Raw genomic sequence first — 16,632 nt, forward strand, 5'->3', positions numbered from 1 at the left:
GGCCATCAACTCACTCTCTCCATGATTTGTCCGAGCCGATGCCGCCAGGTATGATGCTGTAGCACATGGTCCACGCCCGCCCGCATGCGCTCGCGATCTGAGCGTGACCAGCCATCCCTTGCAAGCCTGTCAAATAATCCCCGCGCCTCATCCTCGGAATCGATTGTTTCGCAGAAATTTCGAAAATGGCGCATAACGGATGGGGTGGTATTGGTCACGGCCAGTCCGCCACTTGCCATGATCTCCACCAGTCGCCGTGAGAAAGCCGTTTGCGAATTATCGACTGTGTTGACATTGAGGCTGGCAACGTAACTGCGATAAACGTCCGCCGTGCGGATGTGGGCAATTGCTTTTCTTACGTTGATCCAACGTCGCCACGGAAAGCGATATTGTTCCGACCGGCGACTGGAATTACGATCATAGAGCGTCAAACCGATGTTGTTGGCAGCGTTAAATGCCATATCCTGCCACAAGCGGCGGCGAGGATGTATGTGACGGCTATAGCTGCCGACGAAAACCAGCCGGCGGTTCGGTTCAACCGTTACGTTGGCCGGATCGGGAAAGTGAACCGCCGGCTGTGCTGCGAACATCAGTACGTCGAGTGCAGCTATATCTTTAAGCGCAGCACGGTAGTGCGGAATCATATTCTCATCGACCGTGAAGATATGTTCGAACAGCCTCGCCGAAGCGATGAAGCGGTCGAAATGCACGCCGTCTTCGCGGTTCCAAAATATGGTCGGGATACTCTCGTCCCGCGCACGGCCCACCACACAGTCCAGTAAGGCGTTGTTACGTTCCGGGTGATCCGGATAAGACGCGATGCCATATCGCCAGCTGCCCCTGTATCCTTCCCAGGCGGATTCAACCAACAGAAGATCTGGCTTCCAATGGTCAAAAATGTAAAGGCCGTTCCATGGGGTGAGGTTCATCACCCGGCACTCATGGGAAAGGCAGATGCGCGTCGGTTCGTCCGCAATCAGGGCAACCTTAAGGCTTGCGAAAATGGAGCGTTGCGAGTTCATGTGAACGCCTCTGCATGGAGGCGGCAGATAAGCGCCAATTCCCGACGTATGATCTCGTTGGCGCTGCTTTGGCTGCGGACACGTTTGGCCGCAGCTCGCGACTATTGCCCCCGCCAATCCGGCGGCATCTTCCGGCTTGGCCAGATAACCGCAGGTATCATCCAGAAATTCGGGTATTGCGGAGATCCCGGTGGTGACCGGCACAAGCCCGGAAGACATGGCCTCATCGCGGGAAACGCCCTGCGAATCCCATCGGGTCGGCGTCAGAAAAACTCCATAATTCTCCTGAAGAGCGACAATTTCCGTATGAGAAACAAAGCGCTTTTCCAGAAACACGTTCCTGAAACCCTGCAAGGGCAATGTCTCTTCATCAAACAGTTGCCCGTCACCGATCAGGCGAAACTCGAGAGCCGAGAAGAAGGGTTCCTTCTGCAATGCCAGAATCGCTGCGACGGATAGGTCATTGGCGTATTTCTTGGATGCATAAGTTCTGATCGACAGAATCCGCTGCCTATGAGAAATGTCTTTCTTGCGATAGGCGAAAAGCTCTGTATCAATCGGATTGTGAATGATGGAATATCGCCACTCTGCGAGACGAAACCCTAGATCCTCCATCACCTCTTCGGAAAAATTCTTTGATACGAAGATGATGTGCAGATTGTCGTGCTGCTTGGCCAAAAGCTTCTGCCAGAACGTCAACCTTTGCTCGCTTTTAGCCTTCTCGGCCTGCAGCTCCATATCGTTGCAGAAATTGAATTCCCGGCGATGCCACGGCTGAATTTCAGCGCCGTGAATCCAGACATTCACCCTGATTCTATCGATATGGTGTTCCAACACCTGCCACATGGCCGGGTCTAGAAAATGTACGGCTATGCTTTCAAGCTGCCGGTCCCCGATCAGTTTGTCGAGCGCCTCAGCGCCACCAGTCGTTACGTCAATATCTTCGAATTCGTAATAGCCAAGAGCCGCGTTTGGCTGAAACCGAAAGACATCTACCGGCACACCGTGTTTGAAATAGTGTTTCACCCGGCTATGGACGAAGCCGTTCCGGTACAGATCGTCATAGCGGGGATAATGATTGGTCAGAACGAGGTGGCGTGCTTTTCCAAGAAGCGTACCGGGCACCGTAGCCTTGTGACCTTTAAAAAACCTTTTGACTTCGGTGGTTCCGGGACCGTAAAGGCGCAAACCGATACGGACAAACGCCGCGCCTTCCGGCAAGGTGCAAGTGGCGTTCTGGTTCGCATGGAATATTTCATGGCTCAGCTTCTGTTTCTTTGCATCCAGATAGACCAGGACACACTGCACGTTTAGTCCCGGGGTCGTTTCCAGATGAAGTTTTGCAGAACCCGCAAAGCCAAGCGTTGCTGGCTCCAGTTCCCTGCCGGCATAAACATATTCATGTTTTCCATCTGGTAGCGTTGAAGATATGTGCCAGTTTTGGCCCTCAACTGCGAATGTTAAACATTCACTGCCGGTTGTCTTGAAAAGACTGGCAAGTTCCGTAGCCTCAATCACCGCGTCCGATACAACCGGCATCGCATCAGCTTCGATCGCTTCGGCACTTGCGATAATGGCCGACATGTCGAACCCGGTATCGAAATTCCCATCGTCAACCTGTTTCAAATTATCCGGGCTGACCGATGCGCCGTTTTCGCAATAGTTGAACTCATCAATAAACAGAGCGCGATCGACGGTGACGACCTTCTTGGAAAGGCTCATCGTCCAGTCGCAAACAGCTTCACTTTCAATCACCGAAACCGCAATCAGGGCTGCCTTCGCCATCACCTTATGACCGCAACGATAGCGCTGGCCGGTGTCGTTCAGTATGATCCCATCGGCGGAATCCTGCCCATAATAATAATGATCATGTTTACCGATGGCTTCACCGTCGAAATAGCGCGTCGCCAGAGCAAGATCGGTGAGGTAATTGCGCCCGTAATAGTCCGCTGGGACCATACCCGCAACATAACGGGCGCTGCCGATCAGCGATGCAAATTGCGCGTCATTTATGTGTGCACTTGCTACCACATGAACGATGTCATCCACCTTGGACTCGACCTCAGTTTCGTTGGTCACAACCAGAAGGCGCTTTTGTCGGTATGCCTGACGGTGGAAATTCGCCAGTATCAAGTCGAATTCCTCTTTGTCGCTTGCATAGGCAACCACCAGAATATCCGGCAGGAGTTGGGCCTGTTGGGTTTTCAGTGCCTTAGAGGCAAGGTAAGCGAGACGATCCTGCATGGTGTGTTCGCTCATAACCTTGCGAAGACCCGCCAGCCGGAATTTTCGCTCCGTTGTTTCGTCGGAAATTCTGTTGAGACGCCGGATGATTTCCGCACCGTTGTCGCTGCACACAACCAGCTCGCCGAAAAGATTGCGCACACCACGCGAAAAATTGCTGATCGTGATTGTGTTGCTGCCAAGCAGTTCGAAAACCCGTCGCGCAAACATGCTTTGTGACTGCTTGATCGAGTTCATGTTGATGGCATGGGTGTAGGCCTTATAGGCTCTTTCGATCTGATCATAGGGGAGATGCCCAACAATGAATGGCTGAAATTCCGGTGGGAACTGATATCGCGGATCATCCTGACCGTAATTGCGGTCATAGATTGCCACCTTATGATTTTCGGCAAGCGCCGAAATGATACTGGCCAAGTCTCCGTTGCGTTCCGGATAACGGGCATAATAAGCCCCTGCAAATGAGAAGACCTGCTCACGCGCATAGGTTTCAATTGGATTGAACCGGGCTGTCGGACAAGCAAAAGGCAGGAGCCAGACATTGTCATGCCCAAGCGCTGCCTTATAGCGGCCAATGCAATCGATATCCGTCGTGAAAACATGATCGAACAGCACAGCGGTGTTCAGAAATGTCTCGTAATGGACAGGGTCTTCCTTATTCCAGAAGACGGTGGGTATCTGTCGTTGCCTGCACCACTCTACGAGCTCGACCAGTTGATTGCTGCGATGCCCGATCTGATTGCCCCAAAGCCCATCTTTTCCGCGCCATGCGGATTCCACAAATAGAATTTCGGGCTGAAACGTATCCAGCTGTTCGCGCCATTCATCTGGTGTCAGCTGCAGGAGGACCGCTTCATGCTCATAGGATGCATAGGTGAAGTCGTCCATGATGCAGGCAATTTTCAGCGCCTTAAGTTGTTGAGCGCTGTAGCCTGCCTTATCAAAGCTAATCGACGGCAATTTAGGGGCTGCGGGAACCAAACGGGCCGTTTTGGCTTCACCCTTGGTCCGGCGCTTTGCGTCTTTCGATATATCCCGAAGGCGCTGCGGCAGGAGAACAAGGCCTTGCCACGATTTACTGGCCTGGATGAGCGCATAGCCAAGCTGAAACGAAATCATATTGCGCGTTCGCAAGGCTTTCGCTTCCGACAGGACCCGAGCCCGCTCGGCGGTTTCGACCTTATTTTGCAACGTCATGATGTGGGCGCTGGAGCGTTGCACCTGCCGCTGCAATTCATCATTGCGGATACCGGCGCTGCGCATATCCAGTTGGGCGGCCTCCAGCTTGCCGAATGTCTCCTTATGGAGGTCCTTTTCGGCCTCCAGCTCTTTTTGAGTCTGGTCGTGGAAAAGCTTCCGCTGTACCGCATCCGTGCGCAACCGAACAAGATCGTGTTCCGCATCCGTCAGACTGGATGTCAGCGATGCGATCTTCTCATCCTTTTCGGTAAGATCAATTTGCAGCTCACTGATTTTGCATTCAAGAAACCGGCGCTGGAATCGTTCGCTTTCCTGTAGTTTTGCGAAGAGCTCCAGTTCGGCTTTTCCTTGACTGACCGCAGCCAGAGCATCTTTCAACTCTCCCGAAAGGCGGGCGATTTCCTGATCCTGATCGTCCCGCTCAGCGCGAAGCTGTTTCAACCGGCTTGCGGCGATATTGGTCTCGCTTGTCTGAGCGGCCAGCCGTTCGTTTGCTTCCTTCAGCAAGGTCTCGACCGCTTCAAGGCGACCTTCGGCGAGGACCACTTTTTTCTCTGCCACAAGCCGTTCTCGGCGCTCGCTCCCAAGCGTTGTGGCGAGTTCTTCCGCTTCGCGCCTGAAACGTTCAGTCAGAGTTTCAAGGGCTGCATGTTCTGCCTTGAGGCGCGTAATGTCCTGCGCGGATGCCGCTTTTTCAAGTTTTGCCGTCTGCAAACTGTCTTCCAACAACTCAACGCTATGGGCTATTTCGGCATCCTTGCTTCGGTGGAGATCAATCTCGGCATTAAGCGTCGCAACCCGCTCCTCAGCAAGCAGTTGGATTATCTCTGCCCGGGAAATTGTGTCTATCAGGGTAGCATTCTGTTCATTGGCGGATTGAAGTCGCGCCTTCAACTTGCTGGTCTTGGAGGACAAGGTCCCTGATTTTGCAATCAGATCGCGTTCGACATACTGGAAGGCCTGCTCCACCTCTGCAAGCAAAGCCACCGATGGCACTTCGTCCAGCAAAAGCTGCTCTTGGCGCTTTCGGCCAACAAAACCGATCCACTTACCGAAGAATTTCACTTCCTCGATTATGAAATGGGCAACCAGCAGACGCCACGGTTCGAGCAGATAGAATGTATGTTTGTGGTCCGGCCAGTCATTGACGCCAAAGGGCACGGTGACGATGACGGTTCCGCATTCATTGAGAAGGCGGGCGGCGGCACCGACGAATTCCTCCGGCTTCGTCAGATGCTCCAGCACTTCGCTCATGATGACGGTGTCGAATGTTTCGACTCCGAAATCCGCGCCGATAAAATCGCCATGAACGAATTTGACGCTGTTCTGCACATGCGCCGGTTCGCGCGAGATGAACTGCAGCGCCTCGTCGATGGCTCTCTTGGAGATATCCAGAGCGACGACGGACCGTCTTTCCCGCCCCAACAGGATTGATGTGATCCCCTGGCTGCAGCCGACGTCAAGAATACGCATGCCCATGGCGCGGGCACATATCCAATGGATGCGCTCGCGCGTGCACTGGGCAAATTCTTTTCCCAGCTGCCCGAGATAGGCTTCGGTGATGCGATCATGGAGGTCGGGCAACGGCTTGCCTGCAGGAAGCTCGTTGACCGTGGTTTGTTCAGCAGCGTCTGAAGATGGAAGGGACATGTCGTGTTCAGCCTTCGATCGCGTTCAGAAGTGCCTTGTCTTGCAAGGCGGTTCGCTTGTTCGCCAGCAATCCCACCACATCAATGATGCTCTGGTTAGGGCGAAGAGGAGTATCAGCGAGGTATTGGAACGACCGGTGCCCTACCAGAACGAGCAGTATGTCGGCTTCTTCCCTTGCCACAGCAATGTCCACCAGTCGGGCCGCGGACAGGCGCGGCGGAAGCTCTTCAATATTGGGTTCGACGAACATCACCTGCGCGTCGAACTCTTCCTGAAGTGCAACCGCTATTTCCAGCGCCGGACTTTCACGCAGATCATCGATATCGGGTTTGAATGAAAGGCCACATACGGCGATGATGGGCTTTCGTCCCTCATGGGCCAGTTCAAAGTGCTCAGCTGCGATGCGCAGTTTTTGCAGGGCCCATTCGGGCTTTGCGTTGTTCACATTGCGCGCCGTGCGCACAAGCTGCGCCAAATCTGGCGCCCCTGCGACGATGAACCAGGGATCGACGGCAATGCAATGCCCTCCGACGCCCGCGCCAGGCTGAAGAATATCGACACGCGGGTGACGGTTCGCCAGACGGATGAGTTCCCAAACATCGATCCCGCTTCGGTCGCAAATCAGCGAAAGCTCGTTTGCATATGCAATGTTCACGTCGCGAAATGCATTTTCTGCGAGCTTGCACATTTCGGCTGTGCGTACATCCGTGGCGATGCATTCTCCGGTCACAAACGCCTAATAGAGCGCTTGCGCAGCCGCTGCGCATAGCGGTGTCATTCCGCCGATGATGCGGTCATTATGCACAAGTTCATCCAGAATTTTGCCGGGCAAAACCCTCTCCGGGCAATGCGCAATCCTGATGTCGGAAGCTTCAGCCGCATCCTGCGGGAAGGTCAAATCGGGTCGGGATTCCGCCAACCAGTCCGCCATCTTCTGTGTTGCACCAACCGGTGAAGTCGACTCCAGAACGACCAAATCGCCAGCCTTCAAAACACGTGCAATTGCCCGTGCAGCGGCTTCGATATATGACAAGTCCGGCTCGTGATCAGACCCTTTGAAAGGCGTTGGCACAGCAATCAGAAATGCATCGGCGGGATCAGCCAAAGTTGATGCTCGAAGGTTTTCGTTCAGCACCACCTGCTTGACGCATTTTTCCAGACCGGGCTCGACAATATGCACCTCACCCTTATTGATCGTCGCGACCACGGATGCATTGACATCCACCCCTTGTACCTTGAGCCCATGTTGGGCAAAGACTGTGGCAGTGGGGAGTCCAATGTAACCAAGGCCGATTACACATAGGGTTTCATAGGCAAAAGAACGCTGCATGAAAGTAGTCCTGTCAGGAAAGCAATGGGGAGGCATGTTTACGACCAAGACCAGTCGGGAATGCTTGAAGGGTTTTGACGATCTCTGCAGCCGCCAGTCCGTCGCCATAGGGGTTCTGGGCGGTTGCCATTTGGGCGTGGGCGACTGGATCAAGCAGAAGCTGACTGACGCCGTTGAAAATGCGGTCTCGCTCTGCGCCAACCAGTCTGGCAGTTCCCGCAGCTATTGCCTCGGGCCGCTCGGTTGTCTCGCGCATTACCAGAACCGGCTTGCCGAAAGTCGGCGCTTCTTCCTGTACGCCACCGGAATCCGTCAGTATCAGATAGGATCGCTTCATCAGCCAGACAAATGGGAGATAGTCCTGCGGCTCGATCAAATAAATGTTTGAAATCCCGCAAAGAAGCCGCCCAACCGGCTCCCGAACGCTGGGGTTCAGATGCACCGGATAGACAAAATCCACGTCCTGGAAATGTCGGGCCAGATCGCATATGGCCTCGCAGATGTTCTCAAAACCCGTACCGAAGTTTTCACGTCGGTGGCCGGTTATGAGGACCAGTTGCGCCTCTGACCGCAGGAAATCGAAGCGCTGGCGCATTGTGCCTTCCAGCTCGGCATCCCGGGCAAATAGCTGCTCGGTATGGACGAGCGCGTCAATCACGGTATTGCCTGTTACCTTGATCGTCCGCGCCGGAATACCCTCCAGCAAAAGATTTTTTCGCGCGCTTTCGGTCGGTGCAAAATGAAGTGCGGCCAATGCGCCGGTCAGTTTGCGATTGGCCTCCTCCGGCCAAGGAGAATAGAGATTGCCAGTGCGCAAACCGGCTTCGACATGCCCGATGGGCGTGCGGTGGAAATAGGCAGCCAGGCTTGCGCCGAAGGTGGTGGACGTATCGCCGTGCACCAGAACAATATCGGGGGCAAAATCTTCGAATACAGCGTCCATACCATGCAGAATGGCGCTGGTGATGTCGCCAAGCGTCTGGCCCGGTTTCATGATGTCGAGATCGTAGTCCGGCGTCAGCTCAAAAAGCTGAAGCACCTGATCCAGCATCTGCCTGTGCTGGGCGGTAACACATAAACGCGCTTGAAATCCCTCGGTGTTTGAAAGACGTCGCACGACCGGCGCCATCTTGATCGCTTCCGGTCGCGTACCGAAGACTGTTAGTACCTTCATGAGCCCCCACATAGATTGTCGGAGCGTTTCCGTACGAAACCGGATTATGGAAGCGCTGTGTTTTCTCTTAAGCTTGTTTATGCCTGCCTGACGGGCGCGTGTTTCAAAGCGCCTCAGCCGTTCGAGTAACACCGAGAAGCGGTGAGACGATCAGCGTTAGAAACTTGCTCAACTCCGCAGCAGGATGGTTTGCGACATAGAGAACATCCTTGTCCCGTATCTGAAATGATTGGGAAAGGAAGAAGGATTCCGGCTTGTTGAAATCAAGCCTGTATATAACTGGCACGCGTCGCGTATCGTCCGTGGGCAAATGGTCGGCGCGCTTACCTATCAGTTGTTGCACAAGATCGTGCGGTTCGAACCTGAAGATAAAGACACCACCCGCATCAGCAGATCGGTCACTCAGCCCTCCGACTTGCGCCAGTGCTTCAGATAGAACGAGCTTTTCTGCGGGAAACGGAACAAGTTGACTGCTCTTCACCGCGCCAAAGGCTGAAAAGCTGCGTGGCTGGTGCGTTACGGTTATATTGTCCCCCGATGCAAGCCAGATGTTTTCGCTCGGATGGCTGACAGCATCTTCCAGTCGCAGGGTCGCACTGGTCGAACCACGGGTCACTGTCGCCGTACTTTCAAACATCGCTTTTCGGGTTCCGCCTGCAAGCGCGACCGCATCCAGAAGTTTCAACCCTCGCATCGGCACCGGAAATGGACCGGGACTGGTCACATCTCCCACCACAATCAGCACCTTGCTTCGGTTTTCACTGACAAGGACCTGTATCTGCGGCTCGACCGCCTTTCCTTTCAAACCCGCCTCAATCGATTTGCGCAGCGCTTCGGCAGTCAGGCCCGCAGCATGCACTTGACCCACATAGGGAATGAATACCATTCCGCGTTCGTCGACAATCAGTTGAAGGGTGGCGCTTTTCCGCTCCGCCGTCGAAAACAACCCGTCAGGGGCGGCCTCCCAGATATTCACGGCAAGCCCGTCGCCGGCACCAATGGTCAAGGATTGCCGGTTGCCCAGTTTGCCTTTGAAACTCTCTGGAATGCCGCTGAAACGGTAGTTTCTCACAACCGACAGGATGGTGGTATCGAGCGGTACGACAGCATAGTTGCTACCGTTCGTTCTATTCGTCGTTTCGGTGTTGATAGCGGAAGTCAATGGACCGCTGCCAGGAACAGCGGTACACCCCACCAGACCAGAAACAGCGATCGCAGTAAAAATGAGAGGCGCAATCTTGATCATCATGCTGCACTCCTCATGTTGCCATGCGGCACAGCCGATGTGTTGATTGCATCAATGATTGCCTTGTAACTTGCTGCTATTCCGCGTGCGGTAAAAAAGTCGCCCGGTCGCAAACAGCGCTTTCTAATCCATGCAATGTAGCGTTTTCGAAGCCGCGCGGAAGCAATCAGCCCGCCTTTCCAAAAGGCATCAAAGTCGGGCGTTCCGAATGCACAAGTGGCAATTCTTTGATTTGCATAAACGGCCTCGCCAATCACCAGCAGGGGAACGCCGTGATGGATGGCCGAAAACCCGGATGTGCTATTGATAGTGATCATGCCCGCTGAATGGCGTGTCAGAGAACCGATAGAGCCCACATCCACAATATCGACACGATGCCTGATGCTGAGATTAACCGACAGTTCGTCTATCAGCTTGCGATCATTGTCATAACCGCGCTCCAACGGATGTATTTTGAAAACCAGCCGCAGATGTTGCGGAGCCGATGCCGCAAAACTATCAAGCACTTCAGTTATCAGACGCGCATTGTTCCACCCTCGGGCGGAGCGTTTCAACTGGGTATCCTGTGAAACCTGCAAAGCCACCACAAAATATTGACCGACACTGTGCTCCAGCAGGCGTTCGATGATTGCGCTATTCTTCGATTGCCCCCAAAACCAACGGTGGAAATTTTTGACCCAGTGGGGCAACTCACGGAGAATGCCGATATCACGGTGCATAAACCGCCGTTGTCTGCGTTTCGCAAAAAGCGCGACAGACGCGTAATATAGCCCACCATAGATACACATAGCAGAGAAATGACCCCGATTGTCAGGGTAAGTATCTTCACGATCAATTCGGAAGCTGCGCGGCGGAAGCTGCCCGGCAATTGGAGAAAAGGCGTTGTTTGCTCCGAATTCCAGTGTGATCGCACCGGGGCGGATATATCCTTCTTCAAGAGATATCACGACTATGCTCAGTTGCGCGGCCACTCGGCGTGCTATGATATGAACTGGGCGTTCTGAACCGAAGAGAACCATGTGTGTGATTTTCTGGGTGCTCGCCTGAACAAGCAGCCAGTCTTCGAGACCATCTATACCGCCCGTGTAAACGAGTGTGCCGTTCCGTCGCCCCGCAAAGAGCCGATCACCCGGATTGAACAACACTTGAATGCAATGATAGCGCAATTGCGTCAGATATCTCCGAAGCAGGCGGAACGCAGGCCCAACCGGTCCTTGTAACAGGAGAACCCTTTGCCACGGCGCGGGCTTTTGCTCGTCTATGGGATCAGCCCGCACAATGTTTGTCCTATTTCTCGCGCGATAATTCACACCGGCGAGATTGCATCCAACAGGATTACCCCTCGCCCTTGTCTTGCGTGGATTTAACGTTGACCAATTCTCTTCTTTTTATTGGTAGGAAGCATAACAATTCGAAGGCGATAGCAGAGCTGGCAAGGCGGACAGGCCTCACTAAAAATAGCGATCAAAAATCGAGCTTTGTTTCACTATTTGGGAATGCAGATAAAAATGACCCCCAACGTTCTTTCCGTCAGGGGCCTCATGATTATACAAGCCGTTATTCAGCAGGCTGCGCCGAACAGCGCTCGGCGACGGCCAATGTTGTACGCTCGCCAGACAAAGCCCTCTGTCCCAATCCGACGATTAAAACGGTCGTCACAGTTGCAACAATCGACACCCAGAAGCCGTTCGCAGCACCAAAATTATCGACGACCCAGCCCGCGATGAACGCACCGAGCGCCATCCCGATACCGATCCCCGTCATGACCCAGGTAATACCTTCAGTCAGCATGCTTTCCGGCACGCGGCGTTCGATGAGACCGAAAGCTGTGATGAAAGTCGGCGAAATGGCTATGCCGCTGATAAAGACAGCCACGGCCAGTAGAGCGACCGACGAGCTTGCAAACAAGAGCGGCAGGGCGGTGATTGCAAGGACGCTAACCGCAATGAGCAGCTGTAGCGGCAATTGAATTCTGGGTTTGAGCGCGCCTAGCGTCAGACCGACCACAAAGGATCCGATGGCGTATACACCAATAACCAAGCTTGCCATGTTGGGCTGGCCAAGCTCCCTGGTGATCGCGACAGCACTAACTTCCGCCGTGGCGAAAGTCGATCCCACGAATACCAAAGCCAGGGTGATAATTTGAACCGAACGAAGCCTGATAGCGGAACGCTGCGAAACATTTTGGTCAGGCATGCGGAGTTTGGGCTCTGTTGAACGCTGAGCGAGAAAAGCAATGGTGCCAACAGCGAGAAAGACCGTGCTGATCAACATCCCGGCCTCTGGGAAAAGAGCTACGGTCAAGCCAACCGAGAGCGAAGCGCCGGCGATATAGACCAATTCATCGGCAGCCGACTCAAATGCAAAGGCGGTGTTCAACTCTGGTCGGTCACGAAAGATCTCGGTCCATCGTGCCCGTACCATCGCGGATATGCTTGGCATTGTTCCGGCCAAAAAGGCCGATACGAATAGGGTCCAGTTGGGCCATTTTTGATTGGCAGCCAAAATCAGCGCCGCGACCGCAACCACCGAAACAATGGTTACCGGCCCTACGACGGCCCGTTGCCCAAATTTGTCGACAGCCCGCGATATCTGCGGCGACAGAAACGCGTTGGTCAAGGCAAAGGTAGCGGAAACTGCGCCACCCAGCCAATATTCGCCGTGCGTCAGAGACAGCATCGCGACGATTCCGATTGGAGCCATTGCCATTGGAAGCCGCGCAAAACCCGCAGCGGCGGAAAAGCCAAGCGCGCCGGGCGCGCTGAATATCTCTTTATAGGGGTTGGACATGGACCTGTTCCTTGGTGCAAAGGATTTTGCCATTTACATACGTGGCGTATGTTAATTAATTACTTGATACGTGGCGCATGTCAACTAATATACGTCACGTATGTGAAAACTGGAGAATAATGTGCGCAAACCCCGTAGCGAAATGATTGCTGAAACCCGGGAAAAGCTGCTGGCCGCGGGACGGAAGGCATTCGGTACAGTGGGCTATGCCGATGCCTCAATGGATGACTTTACGGGCGCAGCCGGTCTGACCAGAGGCGCGCTTTACCACCACTTCGGCGACAAAAAAGGCCTCCTGCAAGCTGTCGTCAATCAGATTGATGCTGAAATGACCGGCAGGCTTTGCGCGATTTCGTCCCGCGCCGCGACACCCTGGCAGGGCTTTGTGGATGAGAATGTCGCCTATGTTGAGATGGCGCTGGAGCCGGAAATTCAGCGCATCATGTTCAGAGACGGTCCCGCGGTGCTTGGAGACCCGTCCGGCTGGCCAAATGCCAATGGCTGTATTGCAACGGTCGCCCGCAGTCTCACGGATCTGCAAAAGGCTGGTATTATCGTAGACATTGACCCGGAAGCTGCCGCGCGCCTCATTAATGCAGCCAGCAGTAGCGCCGCCCAATGGATCGCCAATGCAGAAGACCCGCAAGTCACCTCAAAAAAGGCTGTGCAGACATTTCGCACTTTGCTGGAAGGGCTTCTCATAAAGAAGGAAACGCCAGCGTCTGAAGCCAAAGCTCGTTGATGCGATGGCATGCATGTTTCGCAGCCTTTGATAAGCCGCTATCGATCTAGAAAAACTTGTGACGCTACCACCAGACAGTCAGGACTAAGGTTCGATCTGCGTCTCTATACGATGGAGCATTTTTCGCATTTTCTGGTTTTCGGCGGCGAGCTTTTCAGCCAGCTGTCGTTTTAGTGCAGCATTCTCGGCCTCAAGCGCTTGCAGTTCATCCAGAATATCAAGTTTCGCGCGCGGAGATGGTTTTGCCTTTACCGGCTTGTCAGCAATTGGCTTCAAGTGGCGGCGAGTATTTCGCTTTTTCTTTTCAGGCGTTGCCGAGACGGGAGCGGCGATAGCCGGAAGCGTTTTGGTTTCTTGTTGGGACGTGATTGCTTCCAAGATTACCGGCTCAACAATGGCTTTCCCCTGTGGGGCGGGTTCTTGGATGGTCTCAGCAGGCTTACTGCTAGTTTGCGGGATAGCGGGCTTTGACGGCTCGGCTGCGTGCGGTGCCTTGACATCCTTGTCCACTTCACGGGCAATCGATTTCAGATCAAGGTTGCCCCAAAGAGAGTTGCCGCTCTTGCGCGCACGCCGGTTCTTATATTCAACCACAACATTGCGGATTGGATTCTTCATCCGAAAATAGCTTTCTCGATCAAATTCCATGGAAGTGTACGACAGGTACTGCGCTCTACCTATAGATTTCGGGGCCCGTTTTCAACAATCAATCCGCCTTCATAATAGATCGCTCGCCGCATGTCTTTGGATGGCATCTCTTCACAAATTGTCAAAGTAATGGCACTTATGGTTGCATTAAGCATTGTCCCATATATTCGGCACCCGGAAAGCTTACCCGAGTATCAATTCAGGAGAAACTGAACATGGCTGATGAAACCATTGTAGAAGCAAACCAGACCGCTGCCGCAGAGCCTGCAAGCAGCAAGCCGAAAACCCGTGCACCGCGCAAGAAGGCCGAGCCTAAAGCAGCCGCTGCAAAGCCTGCGGCGAAGGCAGCCAAGGCTCCCAAAGCTGCCAAGAGCGCACCCAAGGCCGCTGCAGTTGCTGCAGCACCAGCTGGCCGCAAGGTGAAGAAATATTCGCCAGCCGAACGCGCTTCTATTCTTGCCTCCGTTGAAAAGGCTACCAAGGGTGGCAAGGTCACGTTGAAAGCTGCATTGCAGCAGGCTGAAGTCAGCGAACAGACCTATTACAACTGGAAGAATGCCGCTGGAAAGACCGCAGCACCGGCTGCTGCCAAGGCATCGTCGAGCGATGATCTCAAGGCGCTTGTTGCACTGGAAGCTGAAAACCTCAAGCTGCGCAAGGAACTGGCTGCAAAGCTTCGCTCCGAAAACACCGAATTGCGCAAGCGTCTCGGCAAGGCATAACAAACAACCCACTTGGGGCAGTCCCTGCCCCAACCCGACCATGACACAAAACAGGTGGCCCGCCGGAAAGCGGGCCACCTGTTTTCGTTTGGGACTATTCCTTGTGTTCCGGCCAGCCGTAACGATCGTCCAGTGCATCAAACCCTGCAAGTCCAGTGACAGCACTGAACTCTGCATATGATACCATGGCGCTTGCGCGATTATGCGGGGTTCCATCTGCCTTCAACACATCAAGGGTATCTCGAACGGCCTTAACCGCAGAGAAAAGAGCCGAGAGCGCATAGAAAGCAACGTTGAAACCGAGCTCTTCCAGGTCTTTTGCCTTGAGTGCGGTGGTCTCGTTGCCATCAACAATGCTGACAACCTTGGGACCATGCACGCCCTTGGAAACCGCCTCAACTTCAGCGATCTTCTTGATACCATCGACAAAAACGAGGTCGGCGCCTGCATCCTGATAGAGTTTTGCGCGACGAATAGCTTCGTCAATGCCCTCGCTCTGGATTGCATCAGTCCGCGCTATCAACAACATGGGATGCTGGCCGCGCGCTTCGACAGCGCAGCGCAAACGACGAATGTTTTCCTCTGCCGGAATGATGCGTACGCCCGACCGCTGGCCGCATCGCTTTGGCAATTGCTGGTCTTCAAGATGGATTGCAGCAACGCCAGCCTGAATATACTCTTCAACCGTTCGCCAGATATTGGCGGGGCCACCGTAACCGGTGTCAGCATCAGCAATCACAGGAATATCAACCGCCCGGACCATGTCACGCGCATGCGTTGTCATTTCCGTTTGCGACAGCAGGCCGATATCCGGTAGACCGAGCCGCGAGGCCGTCGCCCCAAAACCCGTCATGTAAATGGCGGGAAATTGTGCCATCTCAACCAGACGTGCAGTCAATGCGTCGGCGGCACCCGGAGCCTGAACCAGACGACCCGTTTCAATATCAGCTCTCAATTTTTCAGCTGTGTTCTTCATTATGCTCTCCCTCTTCAGCGACCGCCGGATACGTCTACGACAACACCGGTGATATAGGACGCCTCTCCAGACAGGAGCCAAACCGCAGCATCTGCAACTTCAGCGGCGGTCCCAAGCCTTTTGAGCGGAATCATATTGGCCATCGCTTCAATATTGGCGGGATCGGCAAAAACGTCCTGTTGGATTTCCGTGTTGATGACGCCGGGCGCCAATGCGTTAACACGTGCCTTCGGCGCAAGCTCTTTGGCAAGTGCGACAGTAAAGGACGCAATCGCACCTTTGGTGGTTGCGTAAACGATATTGCCAACCATACCGCCGGTGCGCGCGGCAATCGAAGACAAATTCACCACGGAACGATCCGCACGACTGGAAGGAGCGCGAATGAAGGCGCTGGAAACATAGAAAGCGCTCTTCAGATTGACCCCGAGAACCCGGTCGAGTTCCGGCTCGTTCATATCTTCGACAGTCATGCGCTGACCGATGATACCGGCATTGTTCAAGAGATGATCTACACCACCAAGCGACCCTACTAGCGCGTTCATGGCAACTTCAACGGATGCGCGGTCCGCAACATCGACATTCGCCGTCAGCACGCGGTCGCCGTGGGCCGACTGACATTCAGCAAGCCGTTCAGCATTGATATCCCACACCGCAACTAACGCGCCGAGACCAACCAGCTTGTCGGTAACGGCGCGTCCGATCCCCGATGCACCGCCGGTGACCAAAACCGTTCGGTCAACGAAATAACCGGAGCCGATGTTTGCCGATTGTGATTGCTGCACTTCTATCCTCCCGCCATAAAGGGCGTCATGTTTCATTCGGCGGCAAGAATGACCAGATCGGTCCGATTGTCAACTAGGGTTCTAGATTATGTATTCCACTTGTGCGTAC

General features: G+C 54.1%; 12 protein-coding genes. 2 read left to right on the forward strand and 10 right to left on the reverse strand.

Annotation, left to right across the window (positions count from 1 at the left end):
* Positions 1 to 5: 5 nt before the first annotated feature.
* The 7 genes from WIX40_RS18825 to WIX40_RS18855 all read right to left on the reverse strand — a co-directional run bounded on the left by WIX40_RS18825 (position 6) and on the right by WIX40_RS18855 (position 12,653).
* Positions 6 to 6,113 (reverse strand): glycosyltransferase family protein, encoded by a 6,108-nt coding sequence (locus tag WIX40_RS18825; protein WP_339441405.1) that lies wholly within the window; start codon positions 6,111 to 6,113, stop codon positions 6 to 8.
* Between the two features lie 7 nt (positions 6,114 to 6,120).
* Complete coding sequence (locus WIX40_RS18830) at positions 6,121 to 6,801, reverse strand: UDP binding domain-containing protein (RefSeq protein WP_339442354.1); 681 nt, start codon at positions 6,799 to 6,801, stop codon at positions 6,121 to 6,123.
* Between the two features lie 48 nt (positions 6,802 to 6,849).
* Complete coding sequence (locus tag WIX40_RS18835; protein WP_339441407.1) at positions 6,850 to 7,443, reverse strand: NAD(P)-binding domain-containing protein; 594 nt, start codon at positions 7,441 to 7,443, stop codon at positions 6,850 to 6,852.
* A 13-nt stretch (positions 7,444 to 7,456) separates the two neighbouring features.
* Positions 7,457 to 8,617, reverse strand: coding sequence for a non-hydrolyzing UDP-N-acetylglucosamine 2-epimerase (gene wecB, locus WIX40_RS18840; protein WP_339441409.1), 1,161 nt, complete (start codon positions 8,615 to 8,617; stop codon positions 7,457 to 7,459).
* A 103-nt stretch (positions 8,618 to 8,720) separates the two neighbouring features.
* The gene (locus WIX40_RS18845; RefSeq protein ID WP_339441411.1) at positions 8,721 to 9,866 is read right to left on the reverse strand and encodes a polysaccharide biosynthesis/export family protein; all 1,146 of its coding nucleotides are present in this window, start codon (positions 9,864 to 9,866) and stop codon (positions 8,721 to 8,723) included.
* Entirely contained in the window at positions 9,863 to 11,140 is a 1,278-nt protein-coding gene (locus tag WIX40_RS18850) for a capsular polysaccharide export protein, LipB/KpsS family (protein WP_339441413.1), read from the reverse strand. The genes WIX40_RS18845 and WIX40_RS18850 overlap by 4 nt, the downstream gene beginning before the upstream one ends.
* 280 nt (positions 11,141 to 11,420) lie before the next feature.
* Positions 11,421 to 12,653 (reverse strand): MFS transporter, encoded by a 1,233-nt coding sequence (locus WIX40_RS18855; RefSeq protein ID WP_339441415.1) that lies wholly within the window; start codon positions 12,651 to 12,653, stop codon positions 11,421 to 11,423.
* A gap of 121 nt (positions 12,654 to 12,774) precedes the next feature.
* On the opposite strand from WIX40_RS18855, the gene WIX40_RS18860 reads away from it, so the two are divergent.
* On the forward strand, positions 12,775 to 13,395 hold the full coding sequence (locus WIX40_RS18860) for a TetR/AcrR family transcriptional regulator (RefSeq protein ID WP_339441417.1): 621 nt from the start codon (positions 12,775 to 12,777) through the stop codon (positions 13,393 to 13,395).
* Positions 13,396 to 13,479: 84 nt separating this feature from the next.
* On the opposite strand, the gene WIX40_RS18865 is transcribed toward WIX40_RS18860, so the two are convergent.
* Positions 13,480 to 14,043, reverse strand: coding sequence for a hypothetical protein (locus WIX40_RS18865; protein ID WP_339441419.1), 564 nt, complete (start codon positions 14,041 to 14,043; stop codon positions 13,480 to 13,482).
* 215 nt (positions 14,044 to 14,258) lie between these two features.
* Between WIX40_RS18865 and WIX40_RS18870 the strand changes: the two genes are divergently transcribed.
* Positions 14,259 to 14,765: a transposase gene (locus WIX40_RS18870; RefSeq protein WP_171319769.1), complete on the forward strand. Its 507-nt coding sequence runs from the start codon at positions 14,259 to 14,261 to the stop codon at positions 14,763 to 14,765.
* A gap of 94 nt (positions 14,766 to 14,859) precedes the next feature.
* Here WIX40_RS18870 and WIX40_RS18875 read toward each other — a convergent pair whose 3' ends face one another.
* Together WIX40_RS18875 and WIX40_RS18880 are read right to left on the reverse strand one after the other, a co-directional pair.
* On the reverse strand, positions 14,860 to 15,741 hold the full coding sequence (locus tag WIX40_RS18875; RefSeq protein WP_339441421.1) for an isocitrate lyase/PEP mutase family protein: 882 nt from the start codon (positions 15,739 to 15,741) through the stop codon (positions 14,860 to 14,862).
* Positions 15,742 to 15,755: 14 nt separating this feature from the next.
* Positions 15,756 to 16,523, reverse strand: coding sequence for an SDR family NAD(P)-dependent oxidoreductase (locus WIX40_RS18880; protein ID WP_339441423.1), 768 nt, complete (start codon positions 16,521 to 16,523; stop codon positions 15,756 to 15,758).
* Positions 16,524 to 16,632: the final 109 nt, after the last annotated feature.

Source organism: Ochrobactrum teleogrylli (assembly GCF_037482325.1).
Lineage (GTDB): Bacteria > Pseudomonadota > Alphaproteobacteria > Rhizobiales > Rhizobiaceae > Brucella > Brucella teleogrylli.